The sequence below is a fragment of the Amycolatopsis sp. WAC 01375 genome, from assembly GCF_003947325.1.
GTDB lineage: Bacteria > Actinomycetota > Actinomycetes > Mycobacteriales > Pseudonocardiaceae > Amycolatopsis.
The window spans coordinates 1-17017 of sequence record NZ_QHHW01000059.1 but is presented as its reverse complement, the minus strand read 5'-3'; the positions used below and the strand labels follow the sequence as shown (position 1 = coordinate 17017).

Sequence of the window (17017 nt, the reverse complement as noted above, 5' to 3'; positions counted from 1 at the left end):
GCTTGGGCACTGCTGTGTATCGGACGACGGGCGGGCGTATTTGAGGACATCGCCCCGGTGTATGGCTTCACTGGGGAAACGTCCTCGCACACGGTCAGCAGCCGGCACAGGCGAGCCAGTCCGGCTTCGGAGCCGGGGGAGCCGAGTGACCTGGCCGGGGCGTGGCGGGCCAGGTAGGTACGGCCGCGCTCGAGGAAGTCCGCCCACGCCGCCTCCCCCCGGCGGGCATGCCCGCCGCGGGCTGCCGACAGAACCGCACGGCTGTCCGGGATAATCGCTGGACGCACTGCCCAACGAACGGATGTGGAACGTGACCCTCGACATCGATGTCGACACTCGCCCAATCGCCCGCATCGGAAAGGCTTTCGCCGCGGTCGCCTTCGTCGAAGCAGCGACATGGGCAGGCCTGCTGGCCGGGATGTTCCTGAAGTACGTCACCGAAACCACCGAGCTAGGCGTGCGGATCTTCGGGATGATGCACGGCATCGCCTTCATCGCCTATGTGATCGTGACCATCGCCGCCGCGGTCACCTTGCGTTGGAGCCGGAGGGTCACGATCATGGCTGTCCTGGCAGCGATCCCTCCACTGGTAACCCTTCCCTTGGAGATCTGGCTCCGTCGCACGGGCCGCCTCGCCCCGGCGACACCCGGCATCGATAGCGAGGCTCTACCTCGTTAAGCAGCCCCGCTAGGAGGTGACTGGCGCGGACTGCTCTGATCTCCCTGCCGGGCCTCACCGAGTCTGCGATCGAGCGGCAAGGCGCACTCGGTCGTCGTCAAGGCCTCCTGACCTCCTCTCAGGCGTTCAGTCACCTGCGCGCGGGCAACGTCATGCGAACCCGGGGGAGCGCCGCGTAGTACCTTCCAGCGGACGTCGTGCGCCGCCGGCCACAGGCTCACCGCCCACGCGACCTCCTGCTCCTCGGCCAACCGGGCCTGCGCGGCGACACACGAAGCGGCGCGGCCGTCGTCTTCCCGCGCCTTCACTACGACTTCGCCCCCTGTCACGTAGCCGTTTCTATCGGAGACGTTCGTCGTCGTACGCGGAGAAGGCCTCCGCCGCGTCGCCGTCCAAGATCATCGACAGTGCGTAGGAGATGGTCCAGATCCATTCCTCGAGGCGCGCCGCGTCCTCGTCGCCGATCAGGCCGTTCCCACGGAGCATGCCGTCGGGTGCGACGCCCCAGGCCCGCGCGAAGTGACAGATCCCGACCACGGCGGAAACGACTTCACGCGGCACTGAGTTGGCTTGGTCAGTGAGAGCCCGCAACGCGGCGTGGCGGGTGACGGTGGCAGCGTGAGCACGGTCGGCGTGGTCTCTGATCCTGACGAGGTGATCCGGGAGCCGGAGCACCCGTTCCCCTGGCTGGGCCTGACGAGCTCGATGGCCTCGCAATGTTCGCTGACACGCGAATGGTGGCGGCTGGCTTGTTCGCGGTCGTGCCGGTGCTCGCCGCTGGTGACGTCGACGCTGATGGCGTTGGCGGGCGGCGTCCGCTTAAGCGGTGCCCAGCCGATCGGTCAACGCGTCGAGATGACTCACGTGCGCGGTGAGATCGTCCGTGGCGACGTCGAATCCGGTGATCGCGTTCACTTGACGACGATGCCGTTGGGGCACAGTGCTTCGTGGGCTTCACGGGAAAAGATGGACGAACGAACACGACTCGTGTCCGAACGCGCAGCCGACCCGTCGACGGGGCTACCTGACCGCGCCGCCGGTGGCCTCGCGGGCACGGCGCGGAACTTTCTCGCTCGGCTTACCCTGCACAGAACCACTTTTCTCGCGGGAAGCGGCTGCCGCTCACGGCGTGTTTGCGCTACGGTACTCGCTGCTGATGACGTCCTTCGATCCCCGCTGCCGTGGAGCTGCCGCATGATCTCCCGGCTCGGCCCAGGCGTCCTTGCCCTGTCGATCGTGAGGATTTCATGGAGTACCCCCTGCTGACGGCAGCGCTGGTCTGCGTCTCGCTGCTCGCCGCGGCCTTCGCGCTGTTGCTGGTGCGCCAGCGCCGGGTCACCGCCAACACCGGCCGTCGTGGTGAGCAGCTGCTGGCCGAACTCCGCGCGCGGGAGGAGGAGGACCGGCACCTGCTGCACAGGCGGTTGCCTGCCATCGTCGAGTCGCAGGCCAACCAGGCCGTGACCGTGCCCGGCCCCTTGCGTGCCTTCAACGGCGAGGACCCCCACCGCGAACTGCTCGTGGTGATCAGCGAGCTGACCGGCCAGACCCGCCGCAACGCCGCCGAATCCGCCGCCGCCACCCTGCGCGCGATGATGCGCACGGTGCAGAACCTCGCGGGGGAGCAGCAGGTGCTGATCTCGGCGATGGAGGAGCACCACGACAATCCCGACGTGCTCGACGGTCTGCTCGGCCTGGACCACGCGAACTCGCAGCTGGGCCGCCGCGCCCAGGCGACCGCCGTGCTCTGCGGTTCGTGGCCGGGCCTGCAGCGCTCCGCCGCGACCCTGACCGACGTGGTGCGCGGGGCCACCGGCCGCATCCGCGACTACGCGCGCGTGCAGATCCCGGCGCCTTCGGACACCGCGGTGGTCAGCCAGGCCGTGGAACCGGTGGTGCTCGCGGTGGCCGAGCTGCTGGACAACGGCGCCCGCCACTCGCAGCCCGGCTCACCCGTGCAGGTCACCTTCCAGCAGGCACACAACGGGCTGGCGATCGTCATCGACGACGCCGGGGTCGGCATGACGGTGGAAGCGGTGCAGCGCGCGGGCTGGTTACTGGAAGGCCACGGCGGTCAGGACATCGCCGCGCTCGGTGTGCCGCCGAGGATCGGTTTTGCCGTCATCGGCGTGCTTTCCCGCCGCTACGGCTTCCGCGTATCTGTGGACATGCGCTCGCCCTTCGGCGGGGTGCGCGCGGTGCTGTTCCTGCCGAGCGAGCTGCTCACCCGCGCCGCCGTCCCGGCGCCGGCACCGCAGGAAGCCCCGCCGCTGGCCGCGCCTGCCAGTCCGGCCGCGATCACTCCCAGCCCGACCCCGCAGCGCGTTCCCGCGCCGGAACCACAGCCGGCCGAACCGGCCGAGGAACTGGGCACCACCGCGCACGGCCTGCCTCGCCGTCGCCGACGCGCTCCGGTGACCGGGTCGGCCACCACCACCGCCACCACGCTGTCGGTTCCGGTGCCGCCGACCACCGCGCCGGAAGTGACCGAGTCCCCGGTGAACCACAGCCCGGTCGCCACGGCCACGGCCTGGCAGCGCGGCACCCGCCAGGGCCGCGCTTCTTCCACCGATGACGAAAGGGATTTCCAGTGAGCAGCTCCGTCACCACCAACAACCGGTTGGGCTGGATGCTCGATCAGGCCCTGCAGATGCCGGAGACCATCTCCGCGGTGCTGCTCTCGGCCGACGGCCTGCTGATGGCCCATTCGCAGGGAATCACCGTGGAGGACGCCGAGCGCACCGCCGCCGCGGTCTCCGGGCTCCAGTCGCTCGCCCGCGCCACCGGCGAGTTCTGCCGTCAGCCGCCGGAGCAGTGGCGGCAGACGCTGATCGAATTCGACGGCGGGTTCGTCTTCCTGACCTCCGCCGGACAGGGCGCCTACGTCGCGGTGTCCACCACCGGCCGGGTGGACATCGAGGGTGTTTCCTCGCGATTGCAAGAGCTGGTGCAAAGGCTCGGCCAGGAACTCACCGCGCCACCGCGCTTTCCGGCCGAGGGACCTGGCAACCCGGCATGAGCGGGCAGCGGCGGGAACGGGCGCTGGTCCGGCCGCACGTGGTCACCGAGGGCCGGGCCCATCCGACCCGCAACACCTTGGACGTGGCCACCGTGGTGCTGGCCACCTGGGCGCCGGTGACCGGGCTGACCCCGGAAAAACGGCGGGTGATGGAGCTGTGCCGGGGTGGCGCGCTGGCCGTCGCGGAGGTGGCGGCGCATCTCAATCTGCCCACCAGCGTCACCAAGGTGCTGTTGTCGGACCTGCTCGACAGCGGGCACATCGAATCACGGGCCGCGGTGCGCGAGACCGAAGTCCCCGACCAGCAACTCCTGCAGAAGGTACTCGATGGCCTCCGTGCTCTCACCTGACCGATACGTTCCCGCCACGGTCCGGACCTCGGTGAAGATCCTCATCGTCGGCCCGTTCGCGGTAGGGAAGACCACCTTTGTCGGCACACTCTCGGAGATCCGCCCGCTGCGCACCGAGGAGCGGATGACCCAGGCGGGCGCACTGGTCGACGACCTGTCCGGCGTGCGCGGCAAGGACACCACCACGGTGGCCATGGACTTCGGACGCCTGACACTGAGCGACGAGGTGGTGCTCTACCTCTTCGGCGCCCCGGGCCAGCAGCGGTTCACACAGATGTGGAAGGACCTGGCCCACGGCGCGCTCGGGGCGCTGGTGCTGGTCGATCCCACCCGCCTGCAGGACTCCTTCGACGTGATGGGCCTGCTGGAGGAACTGGACCTGCCCTACGCGGTGGCGGTCAACCAGTTCGACGGCGCGCCGCGTTTTCCCGATGCCGAGCTGCGCGAGGCGCTCGATCTGCTACCCCAGACCCGGTTGGTCACCTGTGACGCCCGCGATCGCGCGTCCGCTGCCTCGGCGCTGATCAGCCTGGTCGACTACCTGTTCACTCCCGTCCGCCAGGAGCATTCGTGACCGTTCCCGCCATCCCGCCCCCCGGTTGTCCCGCTCACGCCACGCGCACCCCGCTCTACGACGAGGAATTCGCCGCGAACCCGGCGGGGGTCTACGCGCGGATGCGCAAGGAACACGGCCACGTCGCGCCGGTCGAGCTGGCGCCGGGGGTGAACGCGAGCCTGGTGCTGAGCTACGAGGCGGCGCTGGACGTGCTGCGCTCCCCGCAGACCTATCCGCGGGACCCGCGCCGCTGGCAGGCGAATCAGCCGCCGGACAACCCGGTGATGCCGATGATGGGCTACCGGCCGAACTGCCTGTTCACCGACGGCGCGGTGCACGCGCGCTACCGCAGCGCGGTCACCGACAGCATCTCGCGGGTGAACCCGCACGCCCTTCTGGACTACGTGGAGAAGGCCGCGCGGGAGCTGATCGCGAAGTTCTCCCGGAACGGCCGGGCGGACCTGCTCACCGAGTACGCTGGAATCCTTTCCCTGCAGGTGTTCAACCACCTCTTCGGCTGCCCGCCGGAACTGGGCGAGCGGCTCACCGCGGGGATGCGCGGGATCTTCGACATGGTGGATCCGGAGCGCGCCAACGCCGAGCTGACCGCGGCCATGCTGGACCTGCTGGCGCTCAAGCGGCGGCAGCCGAGCCAGGACGTGCCCTCATGGATGATGGCGCACGCCTCAGGGCTGACCGACGAGGAGATGCTGCACCAGCTGGTGCTGCTGATGGGCGCGGGCACCGAACCGCAGCAGAATCTGATCGCCAACGGGCTGCGGCTGCTGCTGGTGGATCAGCGCTTCGCCGGGGACCTGGCCGGCGGCAGCCTGCACGTGGAGGACGCGCTGGAGGAGATCCTCTGGAGCGACCCGCCCATGGCCAACTACTCCGCTGGTTACCCCTATCCGGCGGCCGACCTGATGGGCGCGCGTCTGCCTGCCGACGAGCCCGTGGTGATCAGTTTCGCCGCCGCCAACACCGATCCCGAGCTGGGCGAGGCCCAGCGGGCCGGTAACCGGGCGCACATCGCCTGGAGCGCCGGGGTGCACTCCTGCCCGGCGCAGGGGCCGGCGCGGCTGATCGCCACCACCGCCATCGAGACCCTGCTCGACGCGCTGCCGGATCTGCGCCTGGCTGTGCCGGACGCCGAATTGCGCTGGCGGCCGGGCCCGTTCCACCGCGCGCTGGCCGGTCTCCCGGTCCTGTTCACCCCCGTCGTCGCACCGGTCAGTCCCGTTCCCGACCCGACAGGAGAGCACCCATGGCACCAGCCCGCCCGTTCGTCCTCGATCCCAACGGCCGTGACATCCACACCGAAGGCGCCGAACTCCGCGCCCGGGGAGCCGCGACGCTGGTGGAACTCCCTGGCGAAGTGGTGGCGTGGTCAGTAACCCAGCCGGAGCTGCTGCGGAAACTGCTGTCCGACCCGCGGGTGTCGAAGAACCCGAACCTGCACTGGGCGGCCTACCGCGACGGTGAGATCCCTGAGGACTGGCCGCTGCGGATCTGGGTCTCGGTGCAGAACATGTTCACCGCCTACGGCGGCGACCACCGGCGGCTCCGTTCGCTGGTGTCGAAGGCGTTCACCCCGCGCCGGGTGGAAGCACTGCGGCCGTGGGTCGAGGAGCTGACCACCGGCCTGCTGGACCGGCTCGCCGCCGGGCCGGATTCGGTGGACCTCAGGGAGAACTTCGCCTACCCGCTGCCGATCGAGGTGATCTGCCAGCTGTTCGGCGTGCCCGAGGAGCACCGGCCGGAGCTGCGGCGCGCGGTGGACGGGGTGTTCAACACCTCACTCAGCGCCGAGGAGGCGCAGGCGAACGGCGTGCTGATGTACGGGATTCTCGGTCAGCTGGTGGCGAACGGGCGGGTGAACCCCGGTGATGACCTCGCCAGCGGCCTGATCGCCGCGCGGGACGAGGACGGTTCGGTACTGGAGGAGGCCGAGCTGATCGACACGCTGATCCTGATGATCTCGGCCGGGCACGAGACCACGGTGAACCTGCTGCACCACGCGATCCTGGCGCTGCTGACGCATCCGGAGGAGCTGGCGAAGGTGCGCTCCGGGGAGCACACCTGGGCCGAGGTGATCGACGAGACCATGCGGTGGCAGGCGCCGATCGCGAACCTTCCGCTGCGGTACGCGGTGGAGGACATCGAGATCGACGGGGTGCACATCAAGGCGGGCGAGGCGATCCTGGCTTCGTACGCGGCAGCGGGCCGCTCGCCCGAGGCGCACGGTTCCGACGCGGACGAGTTCCGGCTTTCGCGGGAGTCGAAGAGTCAGCACTTATCGTTCGGGCACGGGGTGCACTACTGCCTCGGTGCGCCCTTGGCGCGACTGGAGGCGGAACTCGCACTACCGGCGCTGTTCGAACGGTTCCCCGATCTGGCCCTGGCGGCGGAGGCTTCCGAACTGGAGAAGATGCCGTCGTTCATTTCGAACGGGCACACGAGTCTTCCGGTACGCCTCAAGTGAACGCGGTGAGTGTGGTTTCACCGCGGATCCGCGGTGAAACCACACTCACCGAGCCATTCCACGTGACCGTCAGTTGTTGTGCGAGCCTCTCGAGATCAGGGCATGGTCAGCGCTCTGACGCACGATGGAGCAGGACGGTGGTGGGCCGGACGTGTTCGTGCACTACTCGGAGATTCAGGGCAACGGTTTCAAGTCCCTGGATGAAGGGCCCTCGCCGGATCGGGGTCTCGCGGGACGCTTCCAGCCGACATTCCCTTGCCCGGCAACGCCGAAACAACGACGAGCGCGGATCGGCCCGCTCAATGCTCATCGCATGGTCGCGGCATCAGTGATCGAGTATCAGCGTACTTCGGCGCCGGGCTCGAGGAAGCTCCACCCCAGGCCGCACGCGACGGTGGCGTTGCCGGGATCTCCCTGCCTTTTCCAGGCGCTGTAAAAGTTCGAATAGTCGTAGCTGCCGGTAGGAGTCTGGTACTTGCAGCGGGCCACTGCCCGGAACTGCGTGCCCGCGGCAGACGCATAACAGTAGGCTGTCGCCCCGTTTCCGTACTGCGATGCAGTGCAATAGCGGGGAGTGGCCGCAGACGCCGGCGACGCTACGGCAATGGACAGTCCGACACTCGTCAGTGTCGCGGCGAGCATGATCTTCGTGGTCCGAAATTTCATCGAAGCCCCCGTGTCAAGTTGTGCCCAGTGTCCGAACAATAGGTCCGGACCCAGCAGCAGTGTGACATGGAGAGTCGCTCTGTCACAAGCCTTGCCGGGGCACTCGCTGAGACGAGTGTTCCGCCGACAACAGTCGGCGTCGGGTGAGCGGCGCGGAGCGTGCCCCGGAAGGGCCTTGCCGTCGTATTCTTCGGAGTGATCGCCCAGCGGTAACCGGGCAGGTCACTGCCGCCCTGAAAGCCGGCCAAGGTGCGGATTTTCGTGCCCTACGCTGTCTCCGATTGGGCTCCGTCGCCCACGTAGAGCCCGATACAGGCCGACACGCAGCGGCATCTGGCCCGGGCTCAAACTGGCGTTGACCTGCGAAAAACGGCAGAATTTAGCATCCGACGACACTGGCTGACATGCCGGAGCTGCGGTCTCATAATCCCTTGGCCGTCGGTTCGAGCCCCGACCCGGCCCACTCCCGGCACAATGCGGTCCTTTGTGGACGCTCCCGCTTCAGAAACGGGGCAGTTCCAGCAGGTTGTTCTTCCAGATCCCGTCCGCTCGCGTGCGCAGGAATTTCGGGCCGAAGGTCGGCTTGAGGATCTCCACGGCGACCCGGTGGATTCCCTCGTCCACGTAGGCCTTGCCGTCGTCGTCCTCGATCCACGCCACGATCGCCGAAACGAAACTCTCGCCGGTTTCGCCGCTGCCGGGATTGATCCAACGCAGTTTCGTGATGCTTTCGTGGAACTTCCCACCTTCGAGCCGCGCTGCGATGATCTTGATGGCCATGGTGCTACCTCTTCGGCTGGTTGCCCTCGAAGCGAACAGGGGTAATGCGGTACTCGCCTCCTGTCCGCACCTCGTTACGCCATCCGGTCGCCGTGCCTCGAACGTTACGAGCTCGAGCGCGGAGCTTCCGTTCTGAGTCAGATGACGCAGACTCCGCGTGTTCCGCCATGTCAAAGTCCTCGCGCCGGCCGGAAAACCTGCCGGAGAGAGGGGAAACGAACATGTGCGCAGCCCACAAGACGACGGCCGGGATCCTGGGCGCGGCGGGAATCGCGCTGGCCGCGACGGTACTGGCCGGTTGCGCTCCGGACCCGGCACCGGCGGCGGCACAGGCGTCGCCTTCGCCGTCCCTCACGGAATCGGTCGTGGCGGTGGCCTGGATGAACGGATTCTGCGGCGCGGTCAAGGATTTCATCGAAGGCAACAACAAGATGACCTCGGCGACCGGCGAAACCGTCGAGGCCATCAAGAAGAGCACGAGCGACCAGCTCGGGCACTACGCGACCGTTCTGAACAAGACCGTCGACGGTCTCGGCGCACTGCCCGCCGCGCCGGTCCCGGCCGGAGAGACGGCGAAGAAGGACTTTCTGGGTAAGTACACCTCGGCACGCGACAAGATCGTGAAAGCGAAGGCCGATCTGGACGCGGCGGGGAGGAACGACACGGCGGCGCAAGCCCGTGCGGTCGAAGGACTCATCTCCGCCCAGAAGGACACGCACGGCGCGCTCGATCCGGTCGCGGCCATCCTCGGGGCACCCGAACTGAAGACGGCCGCGGCGACCGCGGAACGCTGCCGCCCGTGAGCTGTGTGTCGGCCGCCAGGTCACGGTTGGCTCTATCCGCGGCTCTCACCAGTCTTCCGTGAGGATCTTGCGCAGCCGCGTCAAAGCCCGGTGCTGCGCCACCCGCACGGCACCGGCGGTCGAGCCGACCACGCCGGCGGTCTCCTCCGCGGACAGGCCGACGACGATCCGCAACACGACGATCTCCCGCTGCTTGTCCGGCAGGATCCGGAGCAGTTCGCCCATCCGGTCGCTCAATTCGTTGTGCAGCGCGTGTTGTTCCGGGCCGGCGGAATCGGAGACGCCGTCGGGGACTTCGGCGACGGGTTCGGTGCGGTTGCGGGCGGCGGCGCGGCGGGCGTCGGCGACCTTGTGCTGGGCGATGCCGTAGACGAAGGCGAGGAACGGCCGTCCGCGTTCGCGGTAGGTGGGCAGCGCGCGGAGGATCGCCACGCAGACCTCCTGCGCGACGTCGTCCGCGGAGGCGTACGTCCGTTCCTGTCTGCCGATCCGCGCCCGGCAGTACCGGATCACGAGCGGGCGGATGGTGGCCAGCAGGTGGTTCAGCGCCCGCCGGTCACCTCGTCCGGCGGCGGCGACGGGTTCGTCCAGGGTGTACCAGCGTGACGCCGTCACCTGTTCCGGTTCCGCCTTACCCGGCTCCGCCAGTGCGAGTTCCCTGATCATCGCGCGGTTCTTGATCCGGGACAGGGTGTCGTCGGCGTCGAGCCCCATCCGCAGCGCGTCGATGAAGGCGGCGTTCGCGCTGTCCAGGTGGTCGACGAACTCGGGGTCGTGTTCCGCCAGCCGGCCGCGCGCGTGACGCAGTGTCGCGCTGACGGCCTCCTCCGCGATTCCGAGCACCCCGGCGATCTCCCGCGACGTGTAGCCGTCCAGTGACCAGGCCATGCCGAGCTGCTGGCGTTTCGGCAGCCGCCCCAGCATGGTCAGGATGGACGACGCCTCATCGGCGAGAACGGTGAGCTTGTCCTCCCGGCCGGCGTCGGCGAAAGCCCAGTCGGCCCGGACCGCGGTCCGCTCCTTCGCACGCCGCTGCCCGACGCGGCGGACCCACGATTCAGGCTGGGTGATGCTCTGCCAGTCCTCGTAGGCGTTGAGCATCGCTTCGGCCGCCGCGTCCCGGGCCGGGTCGAGTGCGTGGCCCGTTTTGCAGAGAAAGCCGGTGAGCAGCGGAAATTCGGCGTGGAAGAACTCGTCGAACCCGTCGTGGCCCATCACCCGCACTCACCGCTCTCAGCCGCCTGACGCGAATGCCCTCACAGGACAGGTGCAGTGAGCGGGCCGCTGAGTGTAACGATTCGGTCAAGGTGAGGTTTGCGCGGTGTACCCGGCCGGATACCCGGCATCGAGGGAGAAGTCGTTTGACGGGGAAGGGAAAATTGGGAAAAGAGGAGGTGATAGGAAAATGGAAACGAGAATGGTGGGCGACCTCGGTGAGGCCGCTTGCCGCGGTGAGGATCCCGAACTGTTCTTCCCGGTCACCGAAACCGGCCCCGGCGCACGGCAGGCGGCAAGGGCGAAGGCCGTTTGCGCGCGATGCCCGGTCGCTTCCGCCTGTCTGGCCTACGCCGTCGACAACGGGTTGACCCACGGCGTTTTCGGCGGGCTGACCGGCAGCGAACGGCGCCGCCTGATTCGCGTCGGCAGTGCCGCTTGAAACCACTTGATCGCGTTACCGAATTTCCACCGTGGTTTTCGCGCGCGAAAAAAGGGGCCCGGTTCGGCGAACCGGGCCCCTCTCTCGTGGTGGTCAGGCGGCGGTCTCCTCGGCCAAGCGCTCGTTACCCGACTGGGTCTTGAGCGGCTTGTGCTTGAGGAAAGCGACAGCGACGACGACCAGCAGCGCGATCGGCGCGCTGATCAGGAACAACTCGCTGGTCGCGTCCCCGTAGGCCTCGCGGACGACGTTCGCGACCGGCTCGGGCAGTGTGGCGATGTTCGGCACCGCGCCACCCTCGCCGCCACCGGGCAGCGGTCCGAGCTTCTCGCTCATCAGCGCGACGACCCGGTTCGCGAGCACCGCGCCCAGCGCGCTCACCCCGATGGAGCCGCCGAGGCTGCGGAAGAACGACAGCGTGGAGGTCGCCGTGCCGAGGTCGTGCGCGTCGACGTCGTTCTGCGCCACCAGGACCAGGTTCTGCATCAGCATGCCGACGCCGACCCCGAGTACCACCATGAACGCGCTGAGCACGACGAGGTTCGTGTGGGCGTCGAGCGTCCCCAGCAGGGCAAGGCCCGCGGTCATCAGCACCGAGCCGAGCAGCAGGTGGCTCTTCCACTTGCCCGTCCGGCTGATCAGCTGGCCCGAGACCGTCGAGGAGACGAGGAGGCCGAAGATCATCGGCAGGCTCAGCAGTCCGGCCACCGTCGGCGACTTGCCGAGCGACAGCTGGAAGTACTGCGACAGGAAGACCGTCCCGCCGAACATCGCGACACCGACGAGGAAGCTCGCGAGGGTGGTCAGGGTGACCGTGTGGTTGCGGAACAGGCTCAGCGGCAAGATCGGCTCCGCCACCTTCGACTCGACGTAGACGGCGAGGGCGAGGATGACCACACCGGCGGTCACCAGGCCGACCGTCCACCACGAGCCCCACGCGAACTGGTGCCCGGCCAGCGAGGACCACACCAGCAACGTCGAGACACCGGCCATGATCAGGAACGCGCCGAGGTAGTCGACCTTCACGTCGCGTTTGATCGTCGGCAGGTTCAAGGTGCGCTGCAGGAGCAGGATCGCGGCGATCGCGAACGGGACCCCGAGGAAGAAGCACCAGCGCCAGCCGAGCCACGACGTGTCCACCATGAGGCCGCCGATCAGCGGGCCCGCGATGGTCCCGACGGCGAACACGGCACCGAAGATCCCCGAGTACTTCCCGAGTTCACGCGGCGAAACGATGGCCGCCATGATCACCTGCGCGAGCGCGGTGAGCCCGCCCGCGCCGATGCCCTGCGCGACCCGGCTGCCGATCAGGAGCTCGATGTTGCCCGCGAAACCGGCGACGAGCGAACCGACCACGAACAGCCCGAGTGAGAGCTGGATCAGCAGTTTCTTGTTGTACAGGTCGGAAAGTTTGCCCCAGAGCGGAACCGTCGCGGTCATCGCGAGCAGCTCGGTGGTGACCACCCAGGTGTAGGAGGACTGCGAGCCGCCGAGCTCGGAAACGATTCGCGGCAACGCGTTCGCGACCACCGTCGAGGCGAGGATGGCGACGAACATGCCCATCATCAGCCCCGACATGGCTTCGAGGACCTGTTTTCGGCCCATCGAGCCCGGCGGCGCGTCCGGTTCTCGCGGTTCGGTCATGGATACGGACATGGTGGTCCCCCTTCGTGTTCCTGTGGTGCCGGGCGCGTCAGCGCGCGCGGCCGCCGGGCTCCGGGAGCCCGGCGAGAAGTGTTTCGACGGCTTCGTCCAGCAGATCGAGCGCGGAGACCTTCCCGTCGCGCTGGTACCAAAGCATCAGTGTCGCGTTGACCGCGGCGCCGAGCGTGGTCAGCAGCAGTGTCGGATAGAGGTCGGCCTCGGGATCGGTGCCGGTGCGGCGCGCGATCGCTTCGATCGTCGGCGCGATCGTCTGGTGGTTCATCGCCACCACGCGGGAATGCAGCGTGGGATTCTCGTGGATCGCCCGCATCCGGCCGAGCCATTCTTCGCGGTCCTCCTCCACGAGGGTGAAGTCCTCTTTGATCGCGTCGATGAAGGCGCGTGGAGTGCGGACTTCCTTCGGTGCGGCGAGGAATCGCTCGATGGTGCGTTGTGACCGTTCGACGTGGTCGGCGTAGGCGATCACCACAGCGTCCTCTTTGGACGCGAAGTAGTTGAAGAACGTACGCGGCGAGACCCCCGCCGCCGCGCTGATGTCCTCCACCGTCACCTGGTCCAGACCACGTTCGGCGACGAGCCGGACGGCGGTGGTCGCCAGCGCGCGGTGGGTTTCCAGCCGCTTGCGCTCGCGGAGACCTTTGACGGGTTCGGGCATGGGCACCACGATACGCCTAAAGATGCAGAGACTGCAAAATTGCAGTCCGTGAACCGTGCCACTGCCGGGAGGCGACGGGCAGCCTGGCAGACTACGGCGCGTGAGCGGAACGGTGCTGGTACTGGGCGGACGCAGCGAGATCGGCCTCGCGGTCGCGGAGCGGCTCGCCAAGGGCGGGGCGCGCCGGATCGTGCTGGCCGCGCGCCGGAGCGGGGACCTCGGTGCGGAGTCCGAGCGGCTGCTGGCCGCGGGAGCGGAGACCGTCGACGTCGCCGAGTTCGACGCCGACGACCTCGACGGCCACGGCCCGTTCGTCAAGAAGGTCGTCGCCGAGCACGGACCGCTCGATGTCGTCGTCACCGCCTTCGGGATCCTCGGCGACCAGGCGCTCGCCGAAGCCGACGCCGGCCACGCCGTCGCGATCGTGCACACCGACTATGTGGCTCACGTGAGTGTGCTGACTCATGTGGCCAATGTGCTTCGTGAGCAAGGAAACGGAAGCCTCGTGGTGTTCTCGTCGGTCGCCGGGGTGCGGGTCCGGCGGGCGAACTACGTCTACGGATCGGCGAAAGCGGGCCTCGACGGTTTCGCGAGCGGGCTGGCCGACGCCCTGCACGGCACCGGCGTGCACCTTCTCCTCGTGCGGCCCGGGTTCGTCATCGGCCGGATGACCGAGGGCATGTCTCCCGCGCCGTTCTCGAGCACCCCCGATCAGGTCGCCGACGCGACGGTCGCCGCGCTCCGGAAGCGCCGGGATACGGTGTGGGTGCCGGGACTGCTGAGGCTGGTGTTCGCGGTGATGCGCGTGGTGCCGCGCGCGATCTGGCGCCGGATGCCCCGCTAGGGAAGCGCTGCGCGGTCGGTCCGGCACTCGGTGTCGCGACCGGTTGTCTGCTTGATCACTTCGGCTGGTCCGAACGGGCTTTAAGACCTGCTTATGACACGTTTCTCAGGTAATTCCCAGCTAACGCGGTGATCCTCGATCGCGGGGGATCATTCACGGAAGCGGGGAGAAGGTCGTGCTGCTCACGTCGCGAGGACGGCGGATCGGCGGCCGTGTCGCACTGGGCCTGGTGTCGACGGCCGTTCTGGGGGTCACGGGTTTCGCGTGGACGCAGTTGAGCCGTTTGGACGACGCGATCGTCACGGCCGACGTGATCGCGCCCTCCGCGCAGGTGCCCGACGGCCCGGCGGGCGAGCCGCTGAAGGTGGCGCAGAACATCCTGCTCGTCGGAATCGACTCGCGGACCGACTCCAACGGGAATCCGTTGCCGCAGAACGTCCTCGACGCGTTGCACGCCGGAAGCGACGACGACGGCGGCGACACCACCGACACGATGATCGTGGTCCACATCCCGGCGGGCGGAGCGGGCGCGACAGCCATCTCCATCCCGCGCGATTCCTATGTGGACATCGAGGGCGGATTCGGCAAGCACAAGATCAACTCGGCGTACAGCCGCGGCAAGAACGCCGCGATGAACACACTGCGCGCTCAGGGTTTGAGCGGTCCGCAGCTCGAGGTCAAGGCCAACGAAGCGGGCGCCAAACTCACGATCCAGACGATCGAGCAGTTCACCGGGCTTTCGATCAACCACTACGCGGCGGTCAACCTGGCCGGTTTCTCCGCGCTGAGCGAAGCCGTCGGCGGTGTCGAGGTCTGTCTCAACGCACCGGTGCAGGACAAATTCTCCGGGGCTTCGTTCCCGGCGGGCAAACAGTTGCTTTCCGGACCGCAGGCGCTCGCTTTCGTCCGGCAGCGGCACGGGCTGCCCAGCGACCTGGACCGTATCGCGCGGCAGCAGGCGTTCCTTTCGAGTATGGCCAAGACCGTCCTCGACGCCGGGACGTTCACCGATCCCACCAGGCTGAGCGCACTGGTCGGCGCGATCCAGGGTTCGGTCGTGCTCGACCGCGGCTGGGATGTGGTCGGCTTCGCGCAACAGCTGCGGGGGATGAGCTCGGGGGCGCTGAAGTTCCAGACCATCCCGGTCCAGAGCCTTTCCCTGCCGACGCCGTCCGACGGCGACGCGGTCAAGGTCGACCCGGCCGAGGTGAAGGCGTTCGTGAAAACCGCGCTGACGTCGACGAGCGCCGCCGCGGTGGGGGAGCCGACCGGCGGGATCGGGATCAAGCCGGTGGCGGCCACGTCTTCGGTCGCCGCTCCGTCTTCGTCGAAGTCTTCCGCGCCGCCCGAGATGGCCGGCTGTGTGAACTGAGCGGTCAGACGTCGAGCACGATCTTGTCGCCTCGGGCCCGCGAGACGTAGGGGTAGATCGCATCGGTGCGGTCTCGTTCATGGTGCGGCAGCACGTCGTCGCGGTCGCCCGTGGCCTGTCCGACCTGGACATCGCCGCCGAGTTCCACCTCGGCGAAGCCACGGTGAAGACCCACGTCGGCCGTGTCCTCGCCAAACTCGGGTGTACCAATGCGTTCAGGTCGCTGTACTCGCCCACCGGGCAGCCCAGCTCGACTAGCCCGTGTCCGGTAAGTCGGTTCGATGGGCTTCGTGATTTAGGTGGACCGCCCCTGCCGTCAGGGACCGCCTGGGCGCGACGACAGGTCGCCGTCGAGAGCTTGTCCGAGCTGCGGGCATGGCGAGGGGCCCGTCGCCGGTGTGGCTGGCGGGCTCCTCGGGTCAGACGTGGGCGTGGTGGAGGGTGTTGCGCCGGGATCTTCGTAACGGGTCCAGGTATTGGGGTGGGATGAACTCCGGTATCCCGTCGCCCGCCATCCGGGCTTGCCAGTCGCCGTGGTGGATCAGCCGGTGATGGAATCCGCACAGCAGCACAAGATTCCGGAGATCCGTCGGGCCTCCGTCTGCCCAGTGATGAATATGGTGGGCATGGCAGTTCTTGGGCCGCCGATGACACCCGGGGAACGCACAACCGCCATCCCGGATGTTCAACGCACGCCGCTGGCCGGGGGTGACGAACCGTCGCAGCCGTCCCACATCGAGGGGTTCCCCGGCCGCACTCATGACAACCGGCAGCATCAGGCAGTCGCAGGCCGCGAGGCGTGCCTCGCGAGCGGTCATCGCCCCGACGAAGTCCAAGCAGGCGGTCCCGAGACCGGACTTCAACTCGTCGAGTCCGATCGTGACATGCAGCAGAGTGCGATAGCCGCTGGTCCCGGGCTGGTCGGGGCAGGCGATCGCCAAGTCCAGGATGTCGACCCACGCATCACCCATGCGTTCGCATTTCATCCGCAGATCGGCTTGGCCGAACTCGTCGACCGGCCGTGGTTGCGCATACGCCTCCAAAGCCGCAGCGGTGCGGGCACCCGTCTCGTCATCGAGGAGACCGGTCAGCTTCCAGTAACCGTCCTTGCGGCGCTCCAGGGTGATTTCCCGGCGCGGCGGAGCGGGTTCGGGATCCTTCGGCTCGTTGCCGTCGGGATCCAGCCACGCCAGGAGGTTCGCTTCGGCGTCCATCAGTTGGCGGGGTCCGGCGTCGCGGGCGAGGGTGGCGAGGATCTTCTCCGCACTAGCCCGATCCTCGATCGAGGTGTCGGCCGGGAGCTTTTTCAAGATCTCCAGGATCTGATCGATCCGCTCGCCCCCGACCAGCCCCTCGGCGGCGACCGCGGCGGTAGCGGGCGCGACAGCAGGAACTTCGGTCCCGTCCAAAGCGCGGGTCGGGTTCAACGCGATCGCGCGATTCACCACCGCACGCGCCTCACCCACCGACAACCCCGCCACATCAGCGA

At 68.1% G+C, this 17017-nt stretch carries 19 protein-coding genes and 2 pseudogenes; 13 read left to right on the top strand and 8 right to left on the bottom strand.

The features are described from left to right. Positions 1-310 precede the first annotated feature (310 nt). A complete protein-coding gene (locus DL991_RS39610) occupies positions 311-679 on the top strand; it encodes a DUF3817 domain-containing protein (protein ID WP_233599263.1) in 369 nt (122 codons plus the stop codon). A gap of 339 nt (positions 680-1018) precedes the next feature. On the opposite strand, the gene DL991_RS39605 is transcribed toward DL991_RS39610, so the two are convergent. Continuing rightward, on the bottom strand, positions 1019-1240 hold the full coding sequence (locus tag DL991_RS39605; RefSeq protein ID WP_125789472.1) for a hypothetical protein: 222 nt from the start codon (positions 1238-1240) through the stop codon (positions 1019-1021). Positions 1241-1926: 686 nt separating this feature from the next. On the opposite strand from DL991_RS39605, the gene DL991_RS39595 reads away from it, so the two are divergent. From DL991_RS39595 to DL991_RS39565, 7 genes and pseudogenes are all read left to right on the top strand, one after another. Further along, positions 1927-3273, top strand: coding sequence for an ATP-binding protein (locus tag DL991_RS39595; RefSeq protein ID WP_125789471.1), 1347 nt, complete (start codon positions 1927-1929; stop codon positions 3271-3273). Further along, the gene (locus tag DL991_RS39590) at positions 3270-3698 is read left to right on the top strand and encodes a roadblock/LC7 domain-containing protein (protein ID WP_005153253.1); all 429 of its coding nucleotides are present in this window, start codon (positions 3270-3272) and stop codon (positions 3696-3698) included. Before DL991_RS39595 ends, DL991_RS39590 begins: the two co-directional genes overlap by 4 nt. After that, positions 3695-4048, top strand: a complete 354-nt coding sequence (locus DL991_RS39585) for a DUF742 domain-containing protein (RefSeq protein ID WP_125789470.1) — start codon at positions 3695-3697, stop codon at positions 4046-4048. Before DL991_RS39590 ends, DL991_RS39585 begins: the two co-directional genes overlap by 4 nt. Then, positions 4026-4622, top strand: coding sequence for an ATP/GTP-binding protein (locus DL991_RS39580; protein WP_125789469.1), 597 nt, complete (start codon positions 4026-4028; stop codon positions 4620-4622). The genes DL991_RS39585 and DL991_RS39580 overlap by 23 nt, the downstream gene beginning before the upstream one ends. After that, positions 4619-5998, top strand: coding sequence for a cytochrome P450 (locus DL991_RS39575; protein WP_125789468.1), 1380 nt, complete (start codon positions 4619-4621; stop codon positions 5996-5998). Before DL991_RS39580 ends, DL991_RS39575 begins: the two co-directional genes overlap by 4 nt. Next, complete coding sequence (locus tag DL991_RS39570; protein ID WP_125789592.1) at positions 5980-7086, top strand: cytochrome P450; 1107 nt, start codon at positions 5980-5982, stop codon at positions 7084-7086. Before DL991_RS39575 ends, DL991_RS39570 begins: the two co-directional genes overlap by 19 nt. A gap of 124 nt (positions 7087-7210) precedes the next feature. Beyond that, a pseudogene (locus DL991_RS39565) lies at positions 7211-7294 on the top strand (cold shock domain-containing protein); the annotation flags it as partial. A 959-nt stretch (positions 7295-8253) separates the two neighbouring features. Here the strand turns inward: DL991_RS39565 and DL991_RS39560 are convergent. Then, positions 8254-8532 (bottom strand): DUF3892 domain-containing protein, encoded by a 279-nt coding sequence (locus tag DL991_RS39560; RefSeq protein ID WP_125789467.1) that lies wholly within the window; start codon positions 8530-8532, stop codon positions 8254-8256. A gap of 221 nt (positions 8533-8753) precedes the next feature. Between DL991_RS39560 and DL991_RS39555 the strand changes: the two genes are divergently transcribed. Next, positions 8754-9335 (top strand): hypothetical protein, encoded by a 582-nt coding sequence (locus DL991_RS39555; RefSeq protein ID WP_125789466.1) that lies wholly within the window; start codon positions 8754-8756, stop codon positions 9333-9335. A 45-nt stretch (positions 9336-9380) separates the two neighbouring features. Here DL991_RS39555 and DL991_RS44145 read toward each other — a convergent pair whose 3' ends face one another. Then, positions 9381-10001 carry a sigma-70 family RNA polymerase sigma factor gene (locus DL991_RS44145; RefSeq protein WP_370309373.1) on the bottom strand — a complete coding sequence of 207 codons (621 nt, stop codon included), beginning with the start codon at positions 9999-10001 and terminating at the stop codon, positions 9381-9383. Positions 10002-10130: 129 nt separating this feature from the next. Next, positions 10131-10259: pseudogene (locus tag DL991_RS44140) on the bottom strand (sigma factor-like helix-turn-helix DNA-binding protein); the annotation flags it as partial. Between the two features lie 481 nt (positions 10260-10740). On the opposite strand from DL991_RS44140, the gene DL991_RS39545 reads away from it, so the two are divergent. After that, a complete protein-coding gene (locus tag DL991_RS39545; RefSeq protein ID WP_125789465.1) occupies positions 10741-10992 on the top strand; it encodes a WhiB family transcriptional regulator in 252 nt (83 codons plus the stop codon). A 93-nt stretch (positions 10993-11085) separates the two neighbouring features. Here DL991_RS39545 and DL991_RS39540 read toward each other — a convergent pair whose 3' ends face one another. Both DL991_RS39540 and DL991_RS39535 read right to left on the bottom strand, forming a co-directional pair. Further along, positions 11086-12597, bottom strand: coding sequence for an MDR family MFS transporter (locus DL991_RS39540; RefSeq protein ID WP_125789590.1), 1512 nt, complete (start codon positions 12595-12597; stop codon positions 11086-11088). Between the two features lie 88 nt (positions 12598-12685). After that, the gene (locus DL991_RS39535; RefSeq protein WP_125789464.1) at positions 12686-13312 is read right to left on the bottom strand and encodes a TetR/AcrR family transcriptional regulator; all 627 of its coding nucleotides are present in this window, start codon (positions 13310-13312) and stop codon (positions 12686-12688) included. Positions 13313-13412: 100 nt separating this feature from the next. Between DL991_RS39535 and DL991_RS39530 the strand changes: the two genes are divergently transcribed. Next, positions 13413-14156 carry an SDR family NAD(P)-dependent oxidoreductase gene (locus DL991_RS39530; RefSeq protein WP_125789463.1) on the top strand — a complete coding sequence of 248 codons (744 nt, stop codon included), beginning with the start codon at positions 13413-13415 and terminating at the stop codon, positions 14154-14156. A 175-nt stretch (positions 14157-14331) separates the two neighbouring features. Next, a complete protein-coding gene (locus DL991_RS39525; protein ID WP_125789462.1) occupies positions 14332-15528 on the top strand; it encodes an LCP family protein in 1197 nt (398 codons plus the stop codon). 4 nt (positions 15529-15532) lie between these two features. Here DL991_RS39525 and DL991_RS43665 read toward each other — a convergent pair whose 3' ends face one another. Beyond that, positions 15533-15703, bottom strand: coding sequence for a hypothetical protein (locus DL991_RS43665; protein ID WP_233599291.1), 171 nt, complete (start codon positions 15701-15703; stop codon positions 15533-15535). Here DL991_RS43665 and DL991_RS39520 point away from each other — a divergent pair. Beyond that, entirely contained in the window at positions 15644-16018 is a 375-nt protein-coding gene (locus DL991_RS39520; RefSeq protein ID WP_233599288.1) for a LuxR C-terminal-related transcriptional regulator, read from the top strand. The two genes, DL991_RS43665 and DL991_RS39520, sit on opposite strands and share 60 nt — an antisense overlap. Here DL991_RS39520 and DL991_RS39515 read toward each other — a convergent pair. Further along, positions 15948-17017 (bottom strand): HNH endonuclease signature motif containing protein (locus DL991_RS39515; RefSeq protein WP_148106378.1); only part of this gene is annotated, 1070 nt, incomplete at its 5' end. The genes DL991_RS39520 and DL991_RS39515 overlap by 71 nt on opposite strands.

Bases quoted from the DNA above. Each gene is read 5' to 3' on its own strand.
- DL991_RS39545 (WP_125789465.1), top strand. From the start codon at position 10,741: ATGGAAACGAGAATGGTGGGCGACCTCGGTGAGGCCGCTTGCCGCGGT.
- DL991_RS39560 (WP_125789467.1), bottom strand. From the start codon at position 8,532: ATGGCCATCAAGATCATCGCAGCGCGGCTCGAAGGTGGGAAGTTCCAC.
- DL991_RS39580 (WP_125789469.1), top strand. From the start codon at position 4,026: ATGGCCTCCGTGCTCTCACCTGACCGATACGTTCCCGCCACGGTCCGG.
- DL991_RS44145 (WP_370309373.1), bottom strand. From the start codon at position 10,001: ATGATCAGGGAACTCGCACTGGCGGAGCCGGGTAAGGCGGAACCGGAA.
- DL991_RS39535 (WP_125789464.1), bottom strand. From the start codon at position 13,312: ATGCCCGAACCCGTCAAAGGTCTCCGCGAGCGCAAGCGGCTGGAAACC.
- DL991_RS39585 (WP_125789470.1), top strand. From the start codon at position 3,695: ATGAGCGGGCAGCGGCGGGAACGGGCGCTGGTCCGGCCGCACGTGGTC.
- DL991_RS39555 (WP_125789466.1), top strand. From the start codon at position 8,754: ATGTGCGCAGCCCACAAGACGACGGCCGGGATCCTGGGCGCGGCGGGA.
- DL991_RS39595 (WP_125789471.1), top strand. From the start codon at position 1,927: ATGGAGTACCCCCTGCTGACGGCAGCGCTGGTCTGCGTCTCGCTGCTC.
- DL991_RS39540 (WP_125789590.1), bottom strand. From the start codon at position 12,597: ATGGGCCGAAAACAGGTCCTCGAAGCCATGTCGGGGCTGATGATGGGC.